Below are 25,303 nucleotides of genomic sequence, written 5' to 3' on the forward strand. Positions count from 1 at the left end.
AACCCATTATAAAAGGACAATATTATCATGACAAAGTTAGGTATCGGTTCAATCACTCTATCAACACTCTTCGCGGCCTCATTTGCAGCTTCCGTTTCTGCAGATCCTATTTCACTGCTCATCACAGGTAACGTAGACCCTGTTTGCGAAGTCACTGGCCTTAGTACGGTCTCTTATAACGCAGGCCCTCTCGATCAAGGTTTATCCCTATCAAGCTCTGCACTGCCGATTGACGTCAAATGTAACTACAAATCAGGTGCGGTCATCACCTTAGCTACGCTCAACGGCGGCCTTACGAGTGCTGAAGCAACAGGAGAAGTGGTTGACTACAAAGCGACTCTCACCGCTGGTGCTCTTGGTGCGTTCGCACTAAATACGAGTAGTTTAGGTGCAGGCGGCACAGCTGCTGGTGTCTTCAGCGGAGCAACGCTCGCTGCAGGGGTACCATCGACACTACAAATTGAGATTCTTGACGATGCAACTTTTGCCGGTGATTACACTGACACACTGACAGTTACCATCGCGCAGAACTAAGTACATCGAATCGTGTCAATTCGAATGGGAGGTTTCGCCTCCCATTCTTTTCGAAAAGAGGTCCATGTCTATGCAGATAGTGATCCGTTCTGTTCTAGTATTATTCGGCTTACTGGCAGGAAGTCCTTCCTACGCCTACAAAGTTCAGCCCATGATTGCAGAAATGACGCCAACTGGAAGAGGTGCGCAGATCTCGATGCGTATCGACAACACCAATGACTTCCCTCTTACCGTCGAGGTACTTCCACTCAAACTTAAAATGAACAAACAAGGAAAAGAGACGCTGACTCCTGCTGACAATGATCTTCTTGTTATTCCCGTCACTGCAATCATCGCCCCAGGTAAATCTCAGTCGGTGACAGTTCGTTATTTAGGCGCGCCGGATATTACAGAATCTCAAGCCTATAGAATCTCAGTCAGACAGCTAAATGTACTGAGAAATGAAAATGACGTCATGAATGTAGGCTTGCTAATGCGGTTTGACACTTTAATGAATGTTAAGCCCGATAATACAGATGCCAAATTGAGAGTCGCTAACGTCTCGAAAAACAACAAGGACTGGCTAGTTGAGGTTGAAAATATTGGCACTAACTATGGTCGAATCAACGAAATGAAATGGACAGTAAAGAGTGGTGGAAAAACTCACGTTATCGAAGGAATCGATATTGGTGACTACATCCAATCCACATTCGTATTACCAAAATCCACGCGTATATTTGTGATGAAGCCAGTAGAGGGTTTCAATGCCAGTAATACAACAATTGAACTTAGCACTGAAAGCTCACGGTAAGACCGTCACATGGTTATTCATTGCCTGCCTATTCATTGGCTCTATCAGTGTGTCTAAAGGTTTGACGATTTCTCCCACCGTATTAGAAATGTCTATATCTTCACGAAGTTCTGCGCAGATTCGACTGGAAAACCACAACACATTTAGTATTCCAATCGAAGCATCATTGAGGCGTTTAACCTTTGACGCAGACGGTAGTTATGATGCAATGGAAACTGATGGCTCAGAGCTAATGGTATTCCCACCGGCAGTCGTATTGCCCGCTGGCGGCATTCAGATTTTCCGTATCCAATGGTTAGGAAACGACACACTGCCAACATCACAAAGCTATTTTGTTCGGTTCACTCAGCCGCCGATTGAGAGCAATATGAGCGATTCACCTTCAGGCGTCGCTATTGAAATTCACTACAATGCTCTAGTACATCTTTCTACTCGCTCGCAAAGCGCTCGTTTATCTTTGGATGTCAGTGATGACGGAGTGACAACGTTATCAAATCACGGAAGTCGTTATACCTTCCTGAGTCGAATACGCTTCCTGCAGAGTCCCAATATACGTATTGATAAACCCGAAAATGTCTTTGGTGAGCATTTCGTACCGCCACACAGTACGATCAAGCTTTCTACACCCAGTGAGATCCACTCTGGTCATTACGACAGCGAGGCACGGTGAGCACCCTGCTCCATCGTTTAGTTCCCGTATTTTTGTTCGTCTCTTTATGGGGAGCACCTGTCGCCGTAGCGCAACAAAAAATTAATCCCACTGGCCGCGATATCACCCTGACATCGTTACTTCGTGTGAGTGATAGCGTCATCGGCGAGACAGACATCACCATCACCGCCGATGACGACATTCTGCTTGATAAACAATCTACCATCGCTGTGCTGAAGCCACTGATTAGTGAGCACGATATCGACGAATTAGCCCGCCGAAACGACGGAGATACCTTATCGACACTAGATTTCGAATACATAGGTTTAGGGTTAACCTTTGAATTTTCGAGTCTAGAGTGCGTGCTCACCATTCCCCCTGACAAAATGATCGCTCAGCAAATATCCATTGCCAGACGTCCCGTTTTTACCGATTACATTCAACCTAGACCCTTTAATGGTTTTCTTAATGTGACACTATCCAATACGCAGATCCAATCCTATGAAGGCAAATCTGACAACCTTAGCCACTATAATCACCGTTTCGATGGGGCGTTAAATTACAAAAGGTTATCTCTGGAATATGAGTCGTCCTACAGCAACATTGATGGATTAACGCCTAACTATCTACGAGAAGGAACACGCCTTAACCTGGATATCCCTGACATGGGGTCCCGTTTGGTATTGGGTGACATGTTTAACAATGGCACGCTCTTTCAAGATGGTATCGACGTTATCGGATTGGGTTTCACCCGCAACTTCTCACTCATTCCCACAAAAAACGTGAGACCCAAAGCCGCACAAACGTTCACACTAACAAGAACGTCTAGTGTCGACGTTGTCATTGATGATGTCATCGTCCAACGTTTTACCCTAAACGCAGGGACGTATAGCTTAAACGACATTCCAATTGCTCAGGGTCTTAACAATATCTCTCTTCTCATCACCGACGCCAATGGACAGCAAGAGGAAATCAATTTTTCAGTGGCCACGGGTAACCAATTACTCGCAGCTGGCGAATATGAATACACCATGATGGTTGGTGCGCCACGTACCTTTGAATTTGACGAGTTTCGTTATAACACTGAACAGCGAGTCATCATGGGTGACGCTCAATTAGGCGTTTTCCCATGGCTAACGCTTGGTATTAACGGGCAACAACAAGAAGATTTGTATCAGTACGGTGGAAGTATTCTGTTCGCCAGCGGTCTCGGCGTGACGGAAGTTCAAGCGAGCCAAAGCAAGCACCCTATTTTAGGGGCAGGCAACGCCCTTCGTGTGGCTTTTGACGCTAACATCTCAGAATCCAATCCATGGCTTAGCCAATTCAGTTTATTGTATGACCAGATAAGCCCCAATTTCTCTGCCGCCAACGATATCGATAGCCATCAATCACCACTCAATAGTGTTGGCACGTTTTGGTCGCTTTTTGCCTCATTTCCTGAAGCCTCTGGATACAAAGCCTCTCTCTCAGCCAGCTATAGCGAAGGAAACACAGCGAGCAATAATTATTGGTCAGCGAGCCCAAGTCTATCTGGCCCTCTGTTTAGTACCAAAGCCACATGGAGCGCCCGTGTGGATTACCAACATTTTGACAGCAGTGATAATGAAGTGTCCGGCACATTAACGCTAAGTTGGCCTCTAGGAAACACAACTCGACTAGTTAGCCGGGTACAAACGGAAAACCGACAAGCAGGGCTCGACCTAACCTATCAAAACGGCGTGGGTAACACTGGCGGGATTTCCGCTTTCGCCTCAATCGAAACATCTGAGAATCAAGATGCCAATCTCAACGCCGCTATCGACTATGCAGCAAATCGCTATCAGATAAGTGCAGATCATGCGACGAGAGTGAGTAATTTTGACGACAATATGAGAAGCCACAATACTCGTTTTGAAGTTTCAAGTGCGTTGGCTTTTTCCGGTTCTGAATTCGCGGTAGGGAGAAAAGTGGGAGAAGCATTTGCCGTAATAAGCAAACACGCCAACCTCAATGACAATGACATCGCCGTTGACCCCTCTATAGATGACCAATTTGCGAGGGTCTTTATCGACACCCCTTACAATGTTCTGGTATCCGATCTCGCTGCATATAGCGATCAACTCATTAGCTACGATGTTGAAAATCTCCCGCCAGGCTATGATCTTGGTGAAGGTGGTTTTGCACTGTACCCCGGCTACCGCCAAGGATACGCATTGGAAATTGGTTCCGATGCGGTGATTACCGCCATCGGAACATTACTCACTGTCAGTCGCTCAGAACCACTCGCTTTGGTTGTTGGCGTCGCAAACTTCCTTGACGATGAGGAGACCGCACCCTTGGAGTTTTTCACCAACCGACAAGGGCGCTTTGCCATTTCGGGCTTGCGCCCCGGAGACTACCACGTCGTACTCAAAACCAATCCGGAGCAAACTTTGTCTATTACCATTCCAAACGGTAGTGACACGTTTGTTCGCCTAGGAGAACTGTATGTGGATTAATAGCTTACCTGCATTATTCATGACGTTTTTCAGCGCCACAGCTTTAGCTGACAGTTGCAGCGCTTCTCTGCTTAACTTGAAACCCATGCTCAGCGCTAACACCTATGATGTATTTTCCTCTTCCAGTTTTCCTTTGATTAAACAGTATCATCTGCAGTCAGATATCCCTGAGGGGTGTGTTGTGGAGGTGGTTATCGAAGTGGATGAGGGAACAACATGGCTTAAAAGCAGTAAAAACGCGGAAATGCGCTTTGAATACTTTGCTGAGACTGGAAACCTGATAGCAGGAAAGTGGCGAATGCAGCTAGACGCTAACATGGCGGAAGCAATATTTGAGCTGCGTTATCCTGATGCACAATGGCTTGAAGCAGGTAAATACCGTGGTTTACTGAAAGCGACACTATTTCCAATAAACAGCATAATGGAACTAGACCAAATCACTCTACCCATTGCGTCTAACGTGCTTCCCAGTGCAAGAATACAATTCTATGGTTTAACACAGCGCCACTACAATCTTGATTTGGGATCGCTGAAAACTAACAAAATTATCAATTATGCACCGCGCCTCTGGGTGGAAAGTACCGCCCCCTATTCACTCTCTGCTGAATCACAATTCAAGGGTAAACTCAGGCACCAATCTCAAAACGCTAAATGGGATCTTGATTACACCATGCGTATTGCTAACGAGCAGATTGCGCTGGATGACTCAAACAATGAGTGGAAGAGCAGCTATTCCACTGATGGTACTCCACTTCCGATTCAGATCATCATCGGCAATACCGAGCGAAAGGCTGGCGGTAGATACACCGATACCGTGCACATTCACATCGAACCCGATTTATCTTATATGCCGTAAATTTGATTTAGATAACATCGAACGCTTTGTTTTCATGTGGCTCTATCCCAATAAGGTGTGCCGTCAAAACGTTCAACGAGGAAATCAATAAATGTTCTAACACGTCTAGATAGATGACGTGTTTGGGGATAAACCGCATAGGCATTTATCGTTCTGAAACGGCAACCAGGCAAGACTTCAACCACCGACCCGTCATTGATTTTTTCTTGCGCGACAAACGTTGGCAAATGAACAATACCCAGCCCATTTGCCGCAGCAGAGATCAGATATTCACCGCTACTGGATTTGAGCACAGGGTTTATCTTCACTTTTTTAGACTTGCCGTCTGGGGTTTCAATATGCCAATGGCCAACATCTTTACTCAGGCTATAAATGAGGCATTGATGCTCAGCCAGATCTTCCGCTTTGGTAGGCGTACCATGCAGGGCCAAATAATCAGGGCTGGCACACAATACATGCTTAATGGGTGCAATTTTTCGTGCCAATAAGGTGGAATCTGGCAACTCGGCGATACGAATAGCAAGATCGTAGCCATCGTCAATCAACGAGACTTGCCGATCATTAAAGTCGAGTTCGAATTCAACATTTGGGTGTAGTTTTAAAAAGTCATTCACAGCAGACCCCATGTGCAACACACCAAACGTAGAGGGCATGGCAACTTTTAGTGGGCCTTGCAATACACAATGGGCATGAGATGTCGCCGCTTCTGCTTCACGAATATCTTCCAATATGCGCTGGCAATGTTCATAGAAGGCAAGCCCTGTTTCTGTGGGCTTCATGCTACGTGTAGAGCGATGAAATAGCTGCGCATTGAGGTGGTTTTCTAGCTCTTTCAAGCGACGACTCACTGCAGACTTCGCCAAATTCATACGCTCCGCGGCACCGCTAATGCTTCCTACATCAACCACACGTACAAACGTTTCCATGTTTGCGAATTTGTCCATTCACTCCACCAATTTCATGCTTACAATTTAGATTGTTCTCAATCAGAGAACACTAAATTACGTCAGATGCAGTTTATTATCCACTCCAGCATTCGTACAGTGAATGCGAAATTCACGGAAGCAATTAACGAGATAGGATCACATCATGAAAAAAACAATGATTGCGGCTTCGATTGTCGCGACAACCTCGCTCTTCGGTTTTACCGCCAACGCCAATGAACCCGTTTGGGATGCAAACAAAGTTCAGCTCATCGCCGAGAAACTTGATAATGGCGTATACGCTTACTACCCGTCTGACGCGAAAGAGCTTGAGGTAAAAGGATTACCTGTTGCCACCAGCGGCGGATTTATCGTGGGTGATAAAGGCGTGCTGATCATCGACACCATGCTTAACGAACGCTTGAACAAGCAAGTTCAAGGAATGGTAGAAAAAGAAGCAAACAAACCTATTATTTACGCTGTGAATACCAGTTTCCATGGCGACCACTCATACGGCAATATGTATCTGCCCAAAGACACCAAGATCATCCAACATGAAGTGGCACAAGATTACATCGATAACCACTTCGAGCATGATACGCAGTTCATGATGCATAACTTCGGCAAAGGTCGCGGCATCGAAGATATCGTGCCGACTGATGCGGATATTCTTGTGGGTGCAGGCGGCAACATCACCTTAGATTTGGGTGGCAAACTTGTTGAAATCATCGACTTTGGTTTCGCACAAACTGGCGGCGACTTGTTTGTTTGGGAACCGCAATCGAAAACAATGTGGTCAGGTAACCCAATCATTACCGTCAAACCTTCACTGCCTTGGTTGCTAGATGGTCATTTGGTTGAAACACTGGCCTCGCTCAAAAAAGTACGCGCATTTTTGCCAGACGATGCAACCGTCGTACCGGGCCACGGTTCGCCAATGACACCGGATGATATTCAATGGCACATTGATTACCTCGACACGATAAAAACGCAGGTACAAGCGGCAATTGATGAGGGCCTCACCCTTGAAGAAACCGTTGCGAAAGTTCAAATGCCAGAATTTAGAGGCTATGCACTCCGCGATTGGGTTCACCCAGCGCTAAATGTACCAGCTGCTTATAAAGATTTGTCTGCGACAAAATAAGGCTTAGGCTCTCAAACATCAGCCACTTTTTCATAGCATGACGCTGTCGAGAAGTGGCTGCTTTCGATTTAAAACCCCAGATCCCCAATACAAACGCCCCTACGGACCAGCCAATATTTGAAGAACGCCAATCAAACGTTTCATTGAAACCATTTTTCACTGCGCCTTGCCTCCAAGAAGCGTTCCAACAGCGCTCCTCCCCAGCAATATGATGATAACTTTAGCCTGAACTAAAACTAGATTTCTGAGGTATTGTTATGATTAAGAAGGTATTTTCCCTTTGTCTGGGTTTGCTCGTTTTGACCGGATGTGTAAATCGAGATGAGATTTATGCAAACCCACCACAAAAACTGATAGATGGCGTGGAACAGCTTATGCCTGCTGCAAGTGAGTTTGTGCATGAAGCCCAGCAAGAAGCACTGGAAAATGGCATTCCACTAACGGAGGCTCAGATTGTTGTTGCCAAAGAAATGGGTGTACAGCATCCCGAGAAAGTAAGAGTCTATTACGTCGATAAACTCCCTGCACCAACAGACCCTGAACTGCTTGGCGTAGCGAAAAGTGTCGGATACACCAATCCTAATATGGCGGGTTATACCTATGGTTATGGTGTGTGGATTCAACACCGTTACAAAACACAGCGCGACCTGCTTCCTCATGAATTCGTTCATGTAAAACAAGCTGAAGAGCTAGGGCTAACCGAGCAAACGCGACAGTATTTATTGCAGATGTATGTGTACGGTTACTTCAACGCACCAATGGAAATAGAAGCACGTGAAGCCACCGCTCACTTCTAACGGATAGTTAGACAGAGTCAGTTAACGTTTTATAGACGAAAGCCATCCTAACTTGATGGCTTTCTTACTATCGATTCACCTCGCCTGAACACAACGCAATCAGCCACTGACAAAAATGCTTGGCGACCAAATGATCTTCACAAGACGGAGATTGATACAGGTAGTAACCACCACTTTCAATCGCTTGAATGTCGCTTGTCGGCCAAGGTACGAGCTCTCCCCTTTTCAAGTATTCTTGGATCAAAGAAACTCGTCCGACCATCACACCATGTCCATCTAACACTGACTGCAAAATCAGTGCATAGAGGCTGGAACGACGCATTTTCGCCATTCCCTTTTTGAAGACTTTTTCGTCCTGCCAAAAACGCCAATCATCGTGCCAATTCATATCTTGATAGAGAGCAGGAATATCTGATTGGTAGCCATTTGACGCAACAGGGAGCAGTGTTTCTTTCCATAAGCACTTCCAATGCTTACCAGGATCGTGGTGAAAGTACCCTATCGCAATATCCGTGTCTTTGGGGTTTCCTGAAATAGACGACACTGCAGTGATTTCCAAATCGTGTTCTGGAAAATTGTGTTGATATGCACCTAGCCTTTTTTGGAGCCAAAGCTGTGCAAATGCGTGTTGCGTGGCGAGTTTCAATGGCGACAACCGCCCATGCCTGATCCTATCTACATGGCTTTCCAATCCGATGAGAGACTCGCGAACAAGCAGCAAAAATTCTTGGCCTTTTGGCGTGAGAGAAACACCTTTCCCATGTCGCGCAAACAATGATTCACCGAGGGTACTTTCGAGTTTTTTGATTTGATAAGCAATTGCAGAAGCAGTGAGAAAAAGCTCTTCACCCGCTCTCGCGAAGCTTTCATGCTCGGCAGCTGACTCAAAAGCAATCAGTGAATCAAGTGGCGGAAGGTTGGGGAAACGTTGAGAACGCATGATCATTTAGCCCAAATTAAATTATGCCTTATACAAAAAATAATCCATTTGAGATAAACCTGCTGACGCGTTTTGATAGAAATATCAAAAAAACGAGAGCAAGGAACAAAGCCAATGGCATTTCACACTAAACCTTGGATAAACGACACCCTCAATCAATTTGCCGAACACTCACTTCGCCAATTCGATATGACCGACAGTCAGGGACTGGTCTCTTCTATCTACGCGTTAGCTGAGGAAAGCCGCACCATTCATGAAAAACAATGTATCAACCTCAACCCTGCTACCAACATCATGAATCCCAAAGCGGAAGCATTACTCTCGTCAGGTATTGGCTCTCGACCTTCTCTGGGCTACCCCGGAGACAAATACGAAATGGGGCTCGAAGCCATTGAGCAAATAGAGTTGGTTGCGGCGCAACTTGCTTGTGAGGTGTTTGACGCCAAATACGCTGAAATCCGCGTTGCATCAGGTGCAATGGCAAACTTATATGCCTTCATGGCGACATGTCAGGCTGGCGATACCGTCTTAGTGCCACCCGCATCGATTGGCGGGCATGTTACCCATCACAATGCTGGCGCAGCAGGCTTGTACGGATTAAATATCGTAGAAATGGCAGCAGATCCCGCGCACTACACCGTCGATCTTTACGCATTACGCAAACAAGCCCACGCATTGAAGCCCAAGCTGATCACCATTGGTGGTAGCCTAAATTTGTTGCCACACCCCATCGCTCAGATACGCGAGATTGCTGACGAAATTGGCGCAAAAGTACTTTTTGATGCTGCACACCAATGCGGGATTATTGCGGGAAAAAGCTGGCCTAACCCGCTCAAAGAAGGCGCCCATTTGATAACAATGAGCACTTATAAAAGCCTTGGAGGGCCACCTGGAGGCTTAATTGTTTCTAATGATGCTGAGCTAATGGGACAGATTGATACCATCGCGTTTCCCGGCCTGACCGCCAACTTTGATGCGGCAAAATCTGCTGCGCTTGCCGTATCATTACTCGACTGGAAAACCTATGGCGAATCCTATTCTGAGGCGATGATCAGCACTAACTACGCTCTAGCTATCTCCTGTCAAAATGAAGGACTCCCCGTATTTGAAGTCGAGACTAAAAACAGAAAAACACCTTCTCTCTCCCACCAATTTGCCATTATCGCCGCGCCCTTTGGTGGTGGACAAACAATGGCTAAACAACTGAGAAAGGCCAACATTCTGACCTGTGGTATTGGATTACCCATTGCCCCTGTAGATGGCGATATGAATGGGTTGCGATTCGGAACACCTGAAATTGTAAGAGCAGGATTCACTGCGAAAGACATGCCTGTCGTGGCGACGCTAGTCGCTGACTGCTTGCTGGAACGAAGAGATAACAGAGACATTGCAAAGGATGTATCTGCACTAAGACAACAGCACACTAGGTTAAGTTATGTGCTGACTTGATGACAAATTTACTGAAGCTCAATACACAGCGGGATCATTGAAAAACGCCACGCACACGTGGCGATTTTACCTCTGTATTCGAGACTAAACCAATCGCCCGTAGAGCGTCATGCGGGCAGATTCTGACAACGAAGCCCCAAACCATGAGTTATCAAAATGCTACCCCAATTCTTGCCCTTCGCTGGCATCGCTCTCCATTTTTTCCGTGATCCTTTTTCACTATCGCCTTAATGTTCAGCAACAAACTGCGCAAACCATTCAACAAAATGAATGGCAACATCACTGGTATTCTCTCTATAGCTAGCGTAGTAACCCATATCATTTTTGGTTGAAATATCAGACAAGATAATCAAATCCCCTCGCTCAATTTCCAAACGAAATACCTCGACAGGGCAAAGCGCAATGCCGTGGCCTGCTATGACTGCCGTCGCGAGTAAATTGAAATCTTGATAGAGCGGCCAACTGTCCGTGGCTTTCCATGGGACACCTGCCGCTTCAAACCATTCCTGCCACCCTTTTCGATTCTCATCATGAATGAGTGGCGCAGTGAGCAATTGTTGAGGGGTATTCAATGGGTCATGAGATTGAAGAAATGCTTTGCTGCATACTGGCTTATTGGCACGTGAAAATAGCCAGCGCGAGACAATGTGATGCCCTTTTGCCTGCCCTGTTGTAATCAACACATCCAACTCATTGTCTTCTAATGTGTCATCAACGGTGGCATACACAATTTTCACGTCTAAATCAGGGCGAAAAGAAGTAAATGTATTCAGGTTTGGCACAAGCCAACGATTCGCAATAGACGGAATACAGCCCACGGTGAGCGATTCCTTATTCACCAACATTTTCACGGTTCGACACGCATCGGCAATATCAAACAATGCTGGCGACACCTTTCGATACAGCAACTCACCGGAGCGAGAAAGACGAATGCCCCTTCCCTCTCGAACAAACAATTTGGTTCCAAACCATTCTTCAAGGTTTTTGATTTGATGGCTCACGGCAGCATGAGTGACAAACAACTCTTCAGCAGCCCGAGAGAAAGAAAGGTGCCTCGCGGTGGCTTCAAACGCTTTTATTGCAGATAAGGGCGGTAACTTCATTGTGAGAATATCTAACAGATTGGTTGAAATTAGATCAATTGTTCAGTGTGACACTTCAATTCATCATCTTCTCTAAGGTTAGCAGCCTCATGCACTCAGGTGTGTCGCAATCTCAACGATGGTGACAAAGCATCTGAACGTCTTCTTTCTAAATTTTCTAACACTTGGAGGCACCATGTTTATTCGATCACTCAATGACGTTGAATCAACAGACAGATTTGTGAACTGGGGCAACGGTACAAGCCACCGACTCTTGACCCAGCAAGACGGCGTCGGTTTTACGGTTTGTCACACCGTGGTTCGCGCAGGCACTGAATCTAAGCTGCACTATCGAAACCATCTTGAAGCATGTTACTGCATTGCAGGCACTGGGGAAGTTGAGGACATGAATGGCAATGTGTACCCAATCAAAACGGGTGACATATATGTGCTGGATCAACACGACCCCCACTTCTTGCGCGGAGGCCAATCAGAAGATCTGATTTTGGTGAGTGTGTTCAACCCTCCCCTTTCAGGCACCGAAAAACACGATCTCAATAACCCAGAGGGGTCCGCTTACTAAAAGCGACACCAGACTTTAGCGAGAACATATGCAGTACGCCCAAGGAGGGATTATATGTCGGCCTCAAACACCACATCATCAGCAACAAAATACACATTTTTAGATAAAGTGAAAGCCATTGGCCCTGCGGTTGTCATCACCGGCTCGTTCATTGGCCCAGGCACCATCACCACGGCAACACGAACTGGCGCAGACTTCGGCTACGACTTACTCTGGACCATCCTTTTTGCCATCGTCGCGACCATCGTTTTACAAGAAATGGCGGCACGTTTAGGGGTCGTCACGCGACAAGGTTTGTCTGAAGCCATTTCGAAAACCTTCGAAAACAATGCGCTTAAAAACTTAGCGAGAGGCCTTGTCGGTGTCGCCATTCCCCTTGGCTGTATCGCTTACATGGGCGGCGATCTCACCGGCTCCGCCGCCGGGTTATCGACACTCACTGGCGTGTCTACGCAAATACTTGGTCCACTGGTCGGCATTACTATTTTGGTGCTTATCAACTTCGGCCCGTTTGCGCTGATAGAAAAGCTACTCATGGTGTTAGTGGCCACCATGGCGGTCGTGTTTCTTGTCGCTGTCTTCGCGGTTGGTCCCAACTGGTCTGACGTTGCCAGCGGGCTTATTCCTTCTATTCCTGATGGCGGCATGTTTTTGGTTCTGGGGTTGATTGGTACAACGATTGTGCCTTACAACTTCTTTGTTCATGCCATTAATGCCAAAAAGGCGTTTACCAGTACCGATCAGTTAGAGTTGTCCAAACTCGATATCATCGTCGCGATCACCGTGGGGGGCTTTATCACTGCCGCTGTCATGATCACCGCAGGTACTGTTATCAAGGGCACGTCAGTAGAAAGTATCGCGTCAATGGCGAAAGCGCTCGAACCCGTACTTGGCGATTTCGCGAGCCCGTTTCTTAGTGTGGGGTTGATTGCAGCGGGGTTATCGTCAGCTATTGTGACACCGCTTGGCGCTTCGTATGTGCTGGCTGGCCTGTTTGGTTGGAAGTACGACAAATCAGATAAGCGTTTCTTCTTTACCAATCTGTCTATTTTGATTTTTGGTATTTTCATTTCCGCGACGGGTTTAAACCCTGTTTTCGTCATCATCTCCGCGCAGGTATTGAACGGCATTATCCTGCCCATTGCCGTTATTTTACTGGTCATGATAACGAGCCAAGCAAAGTTCATGCGTGAATACGTTAACAGCAAGGTTTCTCTCGCCTTTGGCATTCTAATCAGCCTGATTACGATCTTTTTAGGCGCGAAAAGTTTTCTTTCTACCGTATCCTCACTGGGAGGAATCGGATAAGCGAACACTATAACAAGAACCGCAGAACAACACTGCGTTTGACATGCGGCACCGAGTCCAACATTTTGCAGCCTTATTAGGCTGCTTTTTTACTTTCATACGGCGGATCATTCAAAAACGGGACGAAAAAAACTACGTTCGTAACTGACAATGCAATTGGTCTCTTGAGCGAACTGAAACGCAGCTTTACAGTCATCATCATCAAAGGATTTGTTACGGTAAGCTTCGTATTCAGCAAGGCTTTTAAATGTAAACAGCGCTAGAGCGATATTGTTTGCCCCTTCAGATGGCAGAAAATAACCGTTGTGCTTACCGCCAAATTTGTTCACTAAAGGGATCCACATCTTGGCGTATTGTTCAAACTCTGCGGTTTTCGCAGGATCGATGACATACCTGAGATAACACGTAACCATATTAACACTCCCTGTTTTTACCGTTTCTATTGACCAACCATTTAGCGATTTTCAGGTTTTATAAGCTTATGCGTTTCACCAAAAGCCTTTAGCTCTTCAATGCTGTAAGGGGTATGAATGCGATTGGTCGATGGCGGTTGGTGAAGAATACTCACCCCTTCTCGTCTCGCCGTTTTGGGGCGCACCGGCCTTAGCATAAAACCACCACCGCAATTAGGACAAACGTTAGAAAGAATGTCCTCCACACATATAACACAGAAAGTACATTCGTAGGTACAGACCATCGCCTCGGTTGAATCAGACGGTAGATCTTTATCGCAGCACTCGCAGTTCGGTCTGATTTCCAACATGATCCCGTTCCTCCTATCCTTCGGTGTATTTGCAGGGTAAACCATTGGCACGGCGTGACTTGATAAAGCATTGAAGAGTGTCCGGACAATTAAATACTACACGCTCGATATGCTGGCGCTTGGTAGAAACGTATCAAAAATTCTTAACACATTGATGAACGTTACTTTCGTGTAAACGTAATAGGACAACTTAGCGATTAAAATAGAAATCCAGCCTTTTTAAATTAATTATTAAAATAAAACCTGAATTTAAATACTGGTTAAAAAACACGATTTACATTTGATTCAAATATGCGAAATCACCTTACTCCATACACATGAATAACTTCAATTTGGTGAAAAGAAATACTATCGGTAGTAAAGCGCGCGCTGACATTACTGTGCAGACATTGCTGTGCAGACAACGCGACTTTACTGATTTAGATCTAGAGATCCTGTAAATCAAACAAATTCGACACGTTGATGGATTTGGACTCTGAACGCGTGTCGATAAGGGAGTTAGACTTGCTATCCCAAGCACTTGCTCTTAAAACGACTGACTCGACAGAGTCAGGTTCATACTCGTCGGCAAAGCTCGCCATTGCTGCATCAATATCGTCAAAGCGCCAAAAAACGCGGTGCAATGCTGTTCTCGGTGTATTGATAACAAACAATTCCCGGCTATCGCCATCTTTCGTGTAATTCACATAAAGATTGAACTGATAGTAGACCTCGTCATAGAGCTCCAGATCGGGCGCTTCCAGTATCAACCATTCCCCATCATCACTCTTAGAATGTTTGATATTCTCGGCTATCATTTGATCAAAACCGCTTTCTCCTCCGCGGAAGTAGTCATAGTGATCCGATGTTTCACCTTGGCCATCAACTACACGGATTCGGTACATGGCGTATGGAATCTCGCTAGAGGACTGATAGAAGGCATCGAGGAAATTCACTTCAAGATCCTGATAAAGCTCTGCATCTAGTGAGTTCGACAAGGTCAATCCATTTTCTTCATCGTCCACATAGTAATCATCACCCAGCGCCATGATTTGGTTGTAGTCCAAATCATGCATGGTGGCTCGTTTGTACTGCTGATCCATGCTATCGAAGTAATCGATCTCGATACTGCGAGCGAGTGGGACGAGTGGCGATGCTTTTTCATCCTGTACCATTGGCGACGCATTAAACTGCCAGACATAGCTGGACGTGGTTTCAGTGTCCCGCTCACGCCAACGTTTATAGATACGGGAGAACGTCACGCTTGATTGCGATGTTGCGTTGACTATCGGAGCGGAATATAGGTGAGAAACAAAAGTGCGCCCAAACCGTTCGTCACTGTCTGATACCTCTACATCCAGTGTGCTACCTGCCACAACATCGACGTCTGATGTTGGTTTAAGATAGAAAGACATGCCCCTTTCAAAATCAGATTGGTAATACATGTCTCCTTGTGGATTTTGAAGTGAGATCCGAACAAATAGTTCATCATTTACCGTCGGGAAGCTAATTTGTGACTCGCCATAAGGCGTTTTAACCAACTGTAAATTGCCATCGGGTAACCAATTTTCTTTTTGCGCTTCAGGAAAATACTCGCTAGACGAAAAATAGATGCTTGCAATGGCAGTTTGCTCTGACATGTCATTGCTGTTTTCGAGATAGAAATCATAGTAACCATCTGCAATTTCACCCGCAGGAAATGACAAGGAATATAAGAGATAAGAAGAGGATTGCTCCTTTATATCGGCTTGTGAGAACTTGTGCTCTAAGCCGCTTCCCGACCTTACAATGAGGTTGTAGTCCCTTCCTAGCGCAACATCAGCAGCAAAAAGCACTTCAATTTTTTCCGTCACTTCGCCATTTGCAGTACGCTCTCGATACACCCCTACGTCAATCAATATAGGCTTACCAATGTATGACACAATACTCTTATGGACGGTGTCAAAGTCATCACGAATGCCCGAATAGAATTCTTGCCACTCTCCCTCTAGGCTCAGCGCAAATGCATCGGCATCAAAATCGTCGTCGGACAGCGTGAAGAGCTCATAGTAGTCATCTAGGTCTGTCGCCAATATTCCAGTAACAACTGTCAGTTCCTCTGGGGATGCAACGGCACCGCGCTCGCCTTGGTGTAATGTTGTCAATGCTGCCCCAAGTTCACGTGCTACCAATTGAGCGGCTTGATGAACGGTTCGATAGCTTTCGTCATCGCGCTTTTCGATGTAGTCAGCAAACAGATCAACATCAGAAGATAATCCAAGTTGGTTCAATAAAAAACTGACTCTAGGACTCAGCGCTTCGTCAGACGAACCGTTACTTTGTAAAGCCAACAACGTCGTTATTGGGCTAACAAAAGCGTGTCTTCCTGGTGGCGAAACCAGCGTGTAAGCGTTGCGAACGGGGGCATTTGTATCTTGGTCAATGGTCGCTTGCGACACAGTGGCAATGATAGGATAAGTTTGGCTAACATCTTCGGGTACCGAAAGCGTATAGCTGCCACTTTCGTCGGTCGTAACAGTTGTTTCATCTCCATCACAAACAAAGTTACGGTTCATATCAAAACAAACTGTGGCGCCTTGCAGATATCCGTCAGCGACTTTCCCTGTTACCGAGTTCTGTTTCGGGGACTGGGGTGGTGAATTCGATGAGCCTGAATCACTATCAGAACACCCTGATACTGAAAGAACAAGTATTGCAATGACACTGAAAGTCAGTGTATTCGCGAATTTCATTTTGCGTCTCCTTACAACAGCATTTTGATTTCCATTAGCTGGAAACAACACTGTGTTAAGGAACAAGGTTCAATACCTCCCCCATTTGAGGTATTTTTCGGTGATCTTGCTTCTTCGCTCTCACTGTTCTTAATTCTGATGCACTGATCGGCGCCATCTACCTCACTGGCGTGCTATTTGAACTCCAACTCCAAAATCTCTCGTAATTTGTAGAAAATAAAGAAATGACTAGCGCCATGCTCAACACGAAACTCCACATTAAGAAGTCGTTGCTCAAAACGTCTCGCAACGGAAATGGGCACATGCATGTCACTTGATCCATGCCAAAGCACCACGGGCGCAGCAATCTCCGATGGGTCGAAATTCAATTCGCGCATCAGCTGCTCTACCTCACGACACAATGCATATAAGCCTTGCTGCAGAGAATATTCCAAATATTGGCAATAGCGTTGTTTGAAACATTCGTTTGCAAAGAGTTCAGCCTCTCTACCAACAGTATCTGTCGCGATAAGTTCGTAAACTTTTTCGGGGTTCTTTCGAATAGCAATGAACATTAAATTGGCAATGATGCGATAGGCTTTGGGAATATCCCTGGCCATTAAATTACTCATTCGCCACAACGAATTCATTTGGTCAAACTCTTCTTTTTCCGTCGATGCCAATCCTGCACTGACTGCGACAATTTTATTAACACGTCCCGGGTAATAAACGCCCAGAGCACATCCATACAAAGCGCCCATAGAGAAACCTAAGATTGAAACAGAGCGGATACCGAGATGATCGAGTAATCGGTTCAGATCATGCGCAAACGCTTCAAAAGAAATGGACTTACTCATGCTTGATTTGCCATATCCAGGGCGATCAGGCGCAATGATGCGAAATCCCAACTCTTGCATTTCCGCCTCGCTTAGCATCATTTCCAGCTCATTACCCGAGCCAATGACACAATGAAGATAGAGTAAAGGAGGCCCATCTGCCGGACCATACTCTCGGTACGCAATCACTCGTTCTTTATCTACTAAGAATTTTTTAAGGCCCTGAGTGTTGAATCGCTCTTTGTCACTGGCGAAACGCGTGACTTCATCAAAAAGGGGGGTCGGCCCCACCAATAACATGCGAACCAATTCTGTCTGTCGCTGTGTTTCCGTTTTCGTCAGCAATGCTTTCAGGTGACTTCTGACAGTGTGCTCTGAAACAAATATTTCATCGGCGATTTCTTTTACTGAGAAACCTCTTACCAAATAAGAGGCCACTTCACTCTCCTTTCTAGTCAATCCGTAGTATTTGGCAATCGATAAGGGTATTGATACAGGTTGGTTCCTCGGGCTAGAAAGAAACAGGGCGATATTTTGAGCGCCACCTTCATCATTTGCCCCTTGAATTGCACTAAGTAGCACCATCAATTTATCAAGAGGATGACTCTGAGAACCCAGCATTAATACTTCGCTTGAGCTCTCACTGACACCCGCTGCAACATTCCGTATTGCTCGGAACAAGTTGGCTCTGCTGTCACTATCACGAATGTCTACTTTTCCTTCTCTGACTGCCAACAAACTCTCTGAGTGTTGCATTTCTGTGGCCAGAACATTACTTTCTAGAATCTCTCCCTCCCTCGTAATTATCATTAATGCAATGGGTAACTGGTCGAGTACTGACGACATTACCTGACGGTAGGCTTCCTGCGCATTCAGTTTTTGAGCGATACCAATGGCGCTCTGAAAATATCGAAGCAGGATGGCATCAAACTCCGGCTGACTGTAATCCACCACTTCCTGATCACTAGGTAATGCCAATGGTGAAATCTGGTGAAGTGTTTTCTGGAGTGACGCAAGTTGGGAGGACTGATGGGGTGAAGAGATATTGCCGTACAGTTTATCTGGTTGATTCTCAAGATCTTTATAAGCCGACCTTTCAACTGACTCCGCTATTGCTGCGGCAAGCTGTGGCCACTTATCAGGCTCTGCGGCCGCTTCGTAGATATTAACGACCAAGGCGTGAAACTCTTTATTAGAGACAATCATGAGGCAAACTACCCGAACAACTAGCCAGACCCTAATTTTAATGACTCAAACACGCGACCGACTGTAACAATGTCAAGCATGATCACCAGATTCACAGATACTAATGCAGTGCATTCTACTCAAGCCACTCCTTATGCGCTTTATCTGCATCACCAAGGTAATCAAGGATCCAGTTTACTGCTGGGCTCTCTTTGTCTGAACGCCAAGCAATGCAACAAGGACTCTTAGCGGGCGGTTCCACCAAGGTTTTCTCAACCAACTCGCCGGAAGCCAAGTAAGGTTCTGCCATATGAGATGGCATAGCTCCTATCCCTAACCCGCTTCGAAAGCACTGAATTGCACTATGCCAATTAGGAACAGTTAAACGCCTTTGGTTATCCAGCAACCACGTCGCACGTTTTGGGAGTATGCGAGAGGTATCTTCCAAACAAATTGCTGGATAGGTAAGAAGCACGTCACTCTTGAGTGGCTCTTTCATATTGGCTAACGGGTGATCTTTAGAGACAACAAAACGCCACGTTAGAATACCCATGTCGCGATAGCTTAAGTTACCGCTAACAGGCACGGCAGCCGTGGCTCCAATGGCAATGTCTGCTCTGTCATAAGCCAAGGCATCCCATACCCCATTGAACACTTCCATCGTTAGCAGAAGCTCAACATCAGGGAATGCATCATAGAAATCGCGAACCAATGAATCGACGCGGTCTTCACGCACCACATTATCAAGCGCGAGCGACACACTCCGCGTCCAGCCATTGGCAACACGCTGAGTCTGCTCTCGAACTTCTTCCATACGCTTCATTAATTCACGCGCTTCAATCACAAAAAATTCGCCAGCGGGCGTCAAACGGACAGCGCGATGCAATCGCTCAAATAAATTCACAGCAAGTTTGTCTTCCATTTGCCGAATGGTGTAGCTAACGGCACTCGGTACTTTGTGCAATTCTTCGGCAGCTGCTGAAAAGCTCCCTCGGCGCGCTACTGCATCGACGACCTGAAGATCTTGATAAGAAAACATAATATTTACCTTTTCACATCCCACTGAGACTGACAAAGATTGCTTGCCAAGTATTCGAATCAAATTTTTTGATAGCAATGTGTAAATATTAACGTTTCACACCGCTTTTCGCTACCGTTACACTTCGAAACAAAGTAAACCCAAGAAACATGAACGGACAACTGAAATGAAAAACTCTGTTCCAATGACAACAATGATTTGGTTCGCGGCCCTGAGCATGCTCGGCTTTTTAGCAACTGATATGTACCTACCCGCTTTTGAAAACATCCGTCTTGAGATGGGCACATCGCAATCTATGATTGGCCTGTCACTTACCGTGTTCCTGTTGGGCATGGCATTGGGTCAAATCGTTTACGGACCGCTCTCTGATCGCATTGGTCGTATCAAGGTGTTGGTTGGTGGCATGGCGTTGTTCAGCGTGGCTACTATTGCCTGCTTTATGGCTGATAGCATTGAAGTTTTCCTTGCAGCACGTTTTGTTCAAGCGTTGGGTGCATGCAGTGCGTCAGTGATCTGGCAAGCCGTGGTGATCGACCGTTACGACAGCAAAACGTCTCAACGTGTTTTCGCTACCATTATGCCGTTAGTCGCCCTATCTCCAGCACTTGCACCATTATTGGGTGCCGGTCTTGAAGCACAGTTTGGCTGGCGTAGCATTTTCATTGTTTTGGTTGGCCTTGGTGCATTGTTGGTGGTTGCCACTTTACGCCAAAAAGAAAGTGCGCCTGTCATCAACAGTGACGAGAAGATCACGACAAAGCTCGTCAGCGACTACAAGCACATTGTTAGCTCTCGCAAGTTTATCGGTAACATGCTGGTGTTTGCTGGCTGTTCAGCGGCTTTCTTTGCATGGTTGACGGGTTCTCCGTTTGTCATGACGGAAATGGGCTACAGCGGCGCAGACATTGGTATGAGCTATGTACCACAGACTATCGCTTTTATTGTTGGTGGTTATAGCTGTCGTGCCCTGCTAAACAAATTTGATGGCGCAACGATTTTGCCTTGGTTTGTTGGCTTGTTCATCGCAAGTGTTGCCGTTATTTTTGTGGTGTCTTGGCAAACTGATGTAACAAACATTTGGCCTGTACTGATCCCATTCTGCTTTTTGGCAGCAGCAAACGGTGCTATTTACCCAATCGTTGTTAACAAAGCACTGGAAGAGTTCAAACACTGCAGCGCAACAGCAGCAGGTTTACTTAACTTCCTGCAAACCATGATTTGTTTTGTTGCAAGTGGCATTGTGTCTGCGTTGGCTATCAGCGGTCTGCTAACAGTATCTGCAGTGATGATGGGCGCGGCTGCAAGTGTGGGCTTGGGCCTAGCACTGAGCTGGAATGGAAATCGCGTTCCGTTTGAAGATAATGCGCAAGCCGCTTAATAAATCAATGACAACGCGATGTTGTAGAAGACATAAAAAAAACCGCCCTTTGAGGCGGTTTTTTCGTTTAATCGGTACGCTGACCAACAGCCATTAACACCCGCATGTCACCCATACTGAAAGGGTTTGTGGTCGAAATCAGATTCAAACCTGCTTCACTGTACGCCTGTTGAACCTCACTCGTCGTAAAGCCGGCGCCTTCATCTTCGCTCTTTTCCCAATCCCATTGCACTAACAGTCCTTTGTCTGCCAACAGCATAGCTAACAAAGCAATCGTTTCTGGATAGTCAGCCACAAATGCCAATGCAGAAGACGCAACAATTAAATCGAAACGTTTTCCAGCCTGACGGCACTCTCTGACAAAAGCTTCATCAACAACGCCGACGATGGTTGTCACGTTATGTAAATCTTTAGCGTTAAGCACGCTGATCATCTTCCGAGCAGGATCGATGGCGGTAATCGACGCTGCGTCTGGTGACAATTTTTCTGTCATCAGCCCAGTACCACAACCAAAATCCAAAATCGTGAGACCTTTCGTCTTTAATACCTCACCTAATGAGTGGGTGGCTTTGTCCGAATAGGCAATAACAGCTTTGTTACTGTCCCATCCTACTGCCATATCATCCCAGCTTTCACTCATGCCACTATCCTTACTACTTGGTGAAGAGGACAAAATATTAGGGTAATTCTTTTCCAACTTCTAGCCATTGCCGTTTTCTTGATTGATTAATGAACGATTCAATGGTGAATCACACACCACCATCACTCGTATAACTTATCTATTTACGGCTTAGAAATATACTTAAGCAACCTCAAGATGCCGAGCACAATGCCAAAGACAAAAAACCAGAGCAAATCAACTCTGGCTTTCTGGGCAGTGTGAATCATTGGGGGCAAAAAGCCCTAAGACAATCCCTGCACTTTCATTGGTCCACCAAGCGTTGACAATGATGGAAATACGGTATTGAGAGCACCGTTGCTCAACCCTAACCATTGCACCATATAAGCGGCATATTGCTCATGAGCAATGGCAGGTATCAACCTACCGTCTCCATTATCATCTTGACCATTGCGAGTGAAATCAGGGTAATGACCAAAACAGTGTCCGCCGTGAGTGTGACCACCAAATATATACTGCCCACCACCCCAACCATGATCAGTGCCTTGTCTCGCATTGTCGTGCATGCTTCGACCGAATTCTGACATGGTAAATGTCATCACGTTGTCAGTCAGCTCTTCAGCTTCTAGTGCTTCATAGAAACCCGCGATAGCTTCTGAAAACTCTTTCATCAGTTCATCTTGTCGATTCACCTGATTATCGTGAGTATCAAAGCCTCCAATAGAGACATAGAACACTTGTCGGTTGTGTCCCAACATCTGTGCCGCTTCAATCATTTGCTTTACCGCACGTAATTGCGACCCAAGACCAGAAGCCGGAATGCGTGTGTCCTGTGGAATCGAGTCAACGACAGGTGCCATTTGTTCCTGCGCACTCATGGCTTGCTTAACCATTTCCGCGTAGCCTGCGACCAAAGGTGAATCATAATGCTGTGTTGCCATTGATTCATAACTAGGGCGAACGACTGCACTCGTGAGTGCATTCAGTTCTTCAAAACCATTCCTATTTAGAAACATGGTGTCGTTACTGAAACCATCAAGCAATGTATTTGGCCCCGAATAGAAGCAATTTGGCATGCTGGACATTTCATCTGCGATGACATCCATAGACATGCCCAGCCAGCCGTGATCACCATAATGGTCGCCAAACCAACTGTGCTGCCAAACCTCTTGTTGTTTATTATGTGCAAACAGATATGGCGGTAATGATGCCTGACCACTCACGATGTCATTTTTATTCGTAGGTTCGAGCAAAGGTCCAACATTGACGGCAAACGTCGCTTTCCCTTTTTCAAGGAGCGGAATTAGTGGCTTCAGCGCTTTGTGAACACCGAAGCCAACGCCATGATTATCGACAATGTGTGTTGGCAATACGGATTGCTGAGGAACGGCAATGCCTTTACGTGACGAAGCGAATTTGTTGTAGTTTGAGCTATCTAGCGGCAGCACTTGATGGAAAAAATCATTGCCCCCGTTTAAGAAAACACATACGAGGGCTTTGTAGTCGTCGGCATTTTCTGCATAAGTACTAAAACTGAACGGAGCTGAAGCCGCGGCGCTTGCAGCGCCTACCGTTTTGATGAAGTGGCGTCGAGTCAGTTTCATGCGCGATTCTCCTGAACATGAAAATATGGTGAGGACAATGCAAGGAATAACAGACGTTGCACCCATTTACCTGGGTCAAGATTCATCCCGTTATATTGTTCTCGAATAACGTGTTTCAGTGGTTCTGGCATATTTCCATTAAAAAATCGCAAAGACGTTTCTTGTAGGAATCCATCAATGTCTTTTTCAACAATAAGGCTCTTGAAAATTTCCACATTGATATACAGCTGTTTGTTTGAGGGCTTTTTCACATCCTGAAGGTTTAATCTTAATATTCCATATATGAAATTATGGACATTGATAATGTGCGCCCAATCAATGATTTGTAGTTCGGGCGCCACCAAGTTGTTGTTAGATACCACACCCTTTGGCGCATAATCCGGCAAATAGAAATTAAACACGGAAGGGGAACCAAGTGGGTATTGATTGCAGGTTTTCAAATACACCAAATCTGTTTCTACAACTTCGCTACCGCCACCCGGTTGAGCGTTAAGAGCACGATATACTGCAATAAGAGTTAACCAAGGCTCTCTGACTTTACTCATTGATTGTGAAGGTGCCGTATAGACTTCATCATCGGTGAGCACCGCCCAAATCACGGCTTTTAAATCGCCGGCTTCACCCGCTCCATTGTCGACAAAGGTTTCGGAGACTCGGCGAACATAATCCGATGATGGATTAGACGTGACCAACCTTTGAATGATATTCCTGCAAATATTTGGGGCTGTTGATGGATGATGAAGCAAAATGTCCATCACCATATCCATTTCCTTTACTGCCGATATGTTCTTCGGAAAGAGATGCCCTAGAATGAATTTTTCACCGCGATCATGGTCGTTTTCATGACTGATCATTGGCGAGATAAATTCAGAATCAGAAAAATTCCAACCTGTCATCACGCGAGCCAGTTCCTGAATATCCTTCTCGTCATAACACGGCATCGGCGAACCACTGCCATCTAAAACATAGCTACCATCAAGTTCGCGCTGATAAAGCCCTATCGAAAATAGCTGTAGAATTTCACGCGCATAATTCTCGTCCGGCCGTCTGCCCGTTGCAGAGTCACCCTTCTTGTTCCCTACCATAGTCAGGTATTGACCCATCACGGGGGACAAAGAAACAGCTTTAAGTAATTCGCGATAATTACCAAAAGCGTGCTGACACAGTAAATCGTTATAGTTAGCGACCGCGGTTGATTGGTTGATCAAGGTTGCGTCTTGATCTGACGCTACAAAAATTTGGCTTAACGCATAGCCAACGCGCTGCCTGAGCTGGTCTTCACCATACAGTGCGATATCTAACCAAGCTCGAATACGTGTTGAGCGTGACGGTTTTTTGCCAAAGCCTTGTGCAATAAACTGCTTTTCACATTGAGACACATGGGAACTGATTGGAAGAGCGATTTGCTCGTCAAACCAGGCCTTAGCGTATTTATTGTTAAGTGCTTCAGCTTGTGCTGGCTTTGGACCAAATGTCGAAAGATCTAGCCAACGAGAAGCGTGTTGAAAGGAGTCAAATTGCATATCAAATACCCGAAGTTTGGTTGGGCATTCTTGAGACTTAGTATTGGCACCAAATATCAATTTTGAATCACCCGAATCGCAAACAAGAATATTCATAATTTAAACTCTTAAGAATTAAAATGACTGAGTTA

The 25,303-nt window shown here is 45.8% G+C and carries 22 protein-coding genes; 11 read left to right on the forward strand and 11 right to left on the reverse strand.

From position 1 onward, the window contains the following. Positions 1 to 27 precede the first annotated feature (27 nt). The 5 genes from LRP50_RS15540 (at position 28) to LRP50_RS15560 (ending at position 5,309) form a co-directional block, all read left to right on the forward strand. On the forward strand, positions 28 to 534 hold the full coding sequence (locus tag LRP50_RS15540; RefSeq protein ID WP_274165374.1) for a hypothetical protein: 507 nt from the start codon (positions 28 to 30) through the stop codon (positions 532 to 534). Between the two features lie 64 nt (positions 535 to 598). Further along, positions 599 to 1,324 carry a fimbrial biogenesis chaperone gene (locus LRP50_RS15545; protein WP_274165375.1) on the forward strand — a complete coding sequence of 242 codons (726 nt, stop codon included), beginning with the start codon at positions 599 to 601 and terminating at the stop codon, positions 1,322 to 1,324. Beyond that, the gene (locus LRP50_RS15550) at positions 1,278 to 1,994 is read left to right on the forward strand and encodes a fimbrial biogenesis chaperone (protein WP_274165376.1); all 717 of its coding nucleotides are present in this window, start codon (positions 1,278 to 1,280) and stop codon (positions 1,992 to 1,994) included. Before LRP50_RS15545 ends, LRP50_RS15550 begins: the two co-directional genes overlap by 47 nt. Then, complete coding sequence (locus LRP50_RS15555) at positions 1,991 to 4,453, forward strand: fimbria/pilus outer membrane usher protein (protein ID WP_274165377.1); 2,463 nt, start codon at positions 1,991 to 1,993, stop codon at positions 4,451 to 4,453. The genes LRP50_RS15550 and LRP50_RS15555 overlap by 4 nt, the downstream gene beginning before the upstream one ends. Next, positions 4,443 to 5,309: a hypothetical protein gene (locus LRP50_RS15560; protein ID WP_274165378.1), complete on the forward strand. Its 867-nt coding sequence runs from the start codon at positions 4,443 to 4,445 to the stop codon at positions 5,307 to 5,309. The genes LRP50_RS15555 and LRP50_RS15560 overlap by 11 nt, the downstream gene beginning before the upstream one ends. A 32-nt stretch (positions 5,310 to 5,341) precedes the next feature. Here LRP50_RS15560 and LRP50_RS15565 read toward each other — a convergent pair whose 3' ends face one another. Beyond that, positions 5,342 to 6,253, reverse strand: a complete 912-nt coding sequence (locus tag LRP50_RS15565) for a LysR family transcriptional regulator (RefSeq protein ID WP_274165379.1) — start codon at positions 6,251 to 6,253, stop codon at positions 5,342 to 5,344. A 145-nt stretch (positions 6,254 to 6,398) separates the two neighbouring features. Between LRP50_RS15565 and LRP50_RS15570 the strand changes: the two genes are divergently transcribed. Together LRP50_RS15570 and LRP50_RS15575 are read left to right on the forward strand one after the other, a co-directional pair. Next, positions 6,399 to 7,376 carry an MBL fold metallo-hydrolase gene (locus tag LRP50_RS15570; RefSeq protein ID WP_274165380.1) on the forward strand — a complete coding sequence of 326 codons (978 nt, stop codon included), beginning with the start codon at positions 6,399 to 6,401 and terminating at the stop codon, positions 7,374 to 7,376. A gap of 257 nt (positions 7,377 to 7,633) precedes the next feature. Beyond that, complete coding sequence (locus LRP50_RS15575) at positions 7,634 to 8,173, forward strand: hypothetical protein (RefSeq protein ID WP_274165381.1); 540 nt, start codon at positions 7,634 to 7,636, stop codon at positions 8,171 to 8,173. A gap of 67 nt (positions 8,174 to 8,240) precedes the next feature. Here LRP50_RS15575 and LRP50_RS15580 read toward each other — a convergent pair whose 3' ends face one another. Next, the gene (locus LRP50_RS15580) at positions 8,241 to 9,113 is read right to left on the reverse strand and encodes a LysR family transcriptional regulator (RefSeq protein WP_274165382.1); all 873 of its coding nucleotides are present in this window, start codon (positions 9,111 to 9,113) and stop codon (positions 8,241 to 8,243) included. A gap of 114 nt (positions 9,114 to 9,227) precedes the next feature. Between LRP50_RS15580 and LRP50_RS15585 the strand changes: the two genes are divergently transcribed. After that, positions 9,228 to 10,562 (forward strand): serine hydroxymethyltransferase, encoded by a 1,335-nt coding sequence (locus tag LRP50_RS15585; protein WP_274165383.1) that lies wholly within the window; start codon positions 9,228 to 9,230, stop codon positions 10,560 to 10,562. A 227-nt stretch (positions 10,563 to 10,789) separates the two neighbouring features. Here LRP50_RS15585 and LRP50_RS15590 read toward each other — a convergent pair whose 3' ends face one another. Beyond that, positions 10,790 to 11,665 (reverse strand): LysR substrate-binding domain-containing protein, encoded by an 876-nt coding sequence (locus LRP50_RS15590; RefSeq protein WP_274165384.1) that lies wholly within the window; start codon positions 11,663 to 11,665, stop codon positions 10,790 to 10,792. Positions 11,666 to 11,840: 175 nt separating this feature from the next. Between LRP50_RS15590 and LRP50_RS15595 the strand changes: the two genes are divergently transcribed. After that, a complete protein-coding gene (locus tag LRP50_RS15595) occupies positions 11,841 to 12,227 on the forward strand; it encodes an ectoine synthase (protein WP_102391006.1) in 387 nt (128 codons plus the stop codon). A gap of 54 nt (positions 12,228 to 12,281) precedes the next feature. Then, positions 12,282 to 13,535, forward strand: a complete 1,254-nt coding sequence (locus LRP50_RS15600) for an Nramp family divalent metal transporter (protein WP_274165385.1) — start codon at positions 12,282 to 12,284, stop codon at positions 13,533 to 13,535. 107 nt (positions 13,536 to 13,642) lie between these two features. Here the strand turns inward: LRP50_RS15600 and LRP50_RS15605 are convergent, their stop codons facing one another. From LRP50_RS15605 to punR, 5 genes are all read right to left on the reverse strand, one after another. Next, positions 13,643 to 13,948 carry an NIPSNAP family protein gene (locus LRP50_RS15605; protein WP_274165386.1) on the reverse strand — a complete coding sequence of 102 codons (306 nt, stop codon included), beginning with the start codon at positions 13,946 to 13,948 and terminating at the stop codon, positions 13,643 to 13,645. 41 nt (positions 13,949 to 13,989) lie between these two features. Beyond that, positions 13,990 to 14,298 (reverse strand): DUF1272 domain-containing protein, encoded by a 309-nt coding sequence (locus LRP50_RS15610; RefSeq protein ID WP_274165387.1) that lies wholly within the window; start codon positions 14,296 to 14,298, stop codon positions 13,990 to 13,992. A gap of 425 nt (positions 14,299 to 14,723) precedes the next feature. Beyond that, a complete protein-coding gene (locus LRP50_RS15615; RefSeq protein ID WP_274165388.1) occupies positions 14,724 to 17,009 on the reverse strand; it encodes a hypothetical protein in 2,286 nt (761 codons plus the stop codon). Positions 17,010 to 17,182: 173 nt separating this feature from the next. Further along, positions 17,183 to 19,030 carry a bifunctional helix-turn-helix transcriptional regulator/alpha/beta hydrolase gene (locus LRP50_RS15620; protein WP_274165389.1) on the reverse strand — a complete coding sequence of 616 codons (1,848 nt, stop codon included), beginning with the start codon at positions 19,028 to 19,030 and terminating at the stop codon, positions 17,183 to 17,185. Positions 19,031 to 19,145: 115 nt separating this feature from the next. Beyond that, positions 19,146 to 20,048 (reverse strand): DNA-binding transcriptional activator PunR, encoded by a 903-nt coding sequence (gene punR, locus LRP50_RS15625; RefSeq protein WP_274165390.1) that lies wholly within the window; start codon positions 20,046 to 20,048, stop codon positions 19,146 to 19,148. An 85-nt stretch (positions 20,049 to 20,133) separates the two neighbouring features. Between punR and punC the strand changes: the two genes are divergently transcribed. Then, the gene (gene punC, locus LRP50_RS15630) at positions 20,134 to 21,426 is read left to right on the forward strand and encodes a purine nucleoside transporter PunC (RefSeq protein WP_274165450.1); all 1,293 of its coding nucleotides are present in this window, start codon (positions 20,134 to 20,136) and stop codon (positions 21,424 to 21,426) included. 67 nt (positions 21,427 to 21,493) lie between these two features. Here punC and LRP50_RS15635 read toward each other — a convergent pair whose 3' ends face one another. From LRP50_RS15635 to LRP50_RS15645, 3 genes are all read right to left on the reverse strand, one after another. Then, positions 21,494 to 22,066 carry a class I SAM-dependent DNA methyltransferase gene (locus LRP50_RS15635; protein ID WP_274165391.1) on the reverse strand — a complete coding sequence of 191 codons (573 nt, stop codon included), beginning with the start codon at positions 22,064 to 22,066 and terminating at the stop codon, positions 21,494 to 21,496. A 263-nt stretch (positions 22,067 to 22,329) separates the two neighbouring features. Beyond that, positions 22,330 to 23,649 carry a DUF1501 domain-containing protein gene (locus LRP50_RS15640; protein WP_274165392.1) on the reverse strand — a complete coding sequence of 440 codons (1,320 nt, stop codon included), beginning with the start codon at positions 23,647 to 23,649 and terminating at the stop codon, positions 22,330 to 22,332. Beyond that, the gene (locus LRP50_RS15645; RefSeq protein ID WP_274165393.1) at positions 23,646 to 25,268 is read right to left on the reverse strand and encodes a DUF1800 domain-containing protein; all 1,623 of its coding nucleotides are present in this window, start codon (positions 25,266 to 25,268) and stop codon (positions 23,646 to 23,648) included. The genes LRP50_RS15640 and LRP50_RS15645 overlap by 4 nt, the downstream gene beginning before the upstream one ends. Positions 25,269 to 25,303 lie beyond the last annotated feature (35 nt).

Source organism: Enterovibrio gelatinilyticus (assembly GCF_028683095.1).
Lineage (GTDB): Bacteria > Pseudomonadota > Gammaproteobacteria > Enterobacterales > Vibrionaceae > Enterovibrio > Enterovibrio gelatinilyticus.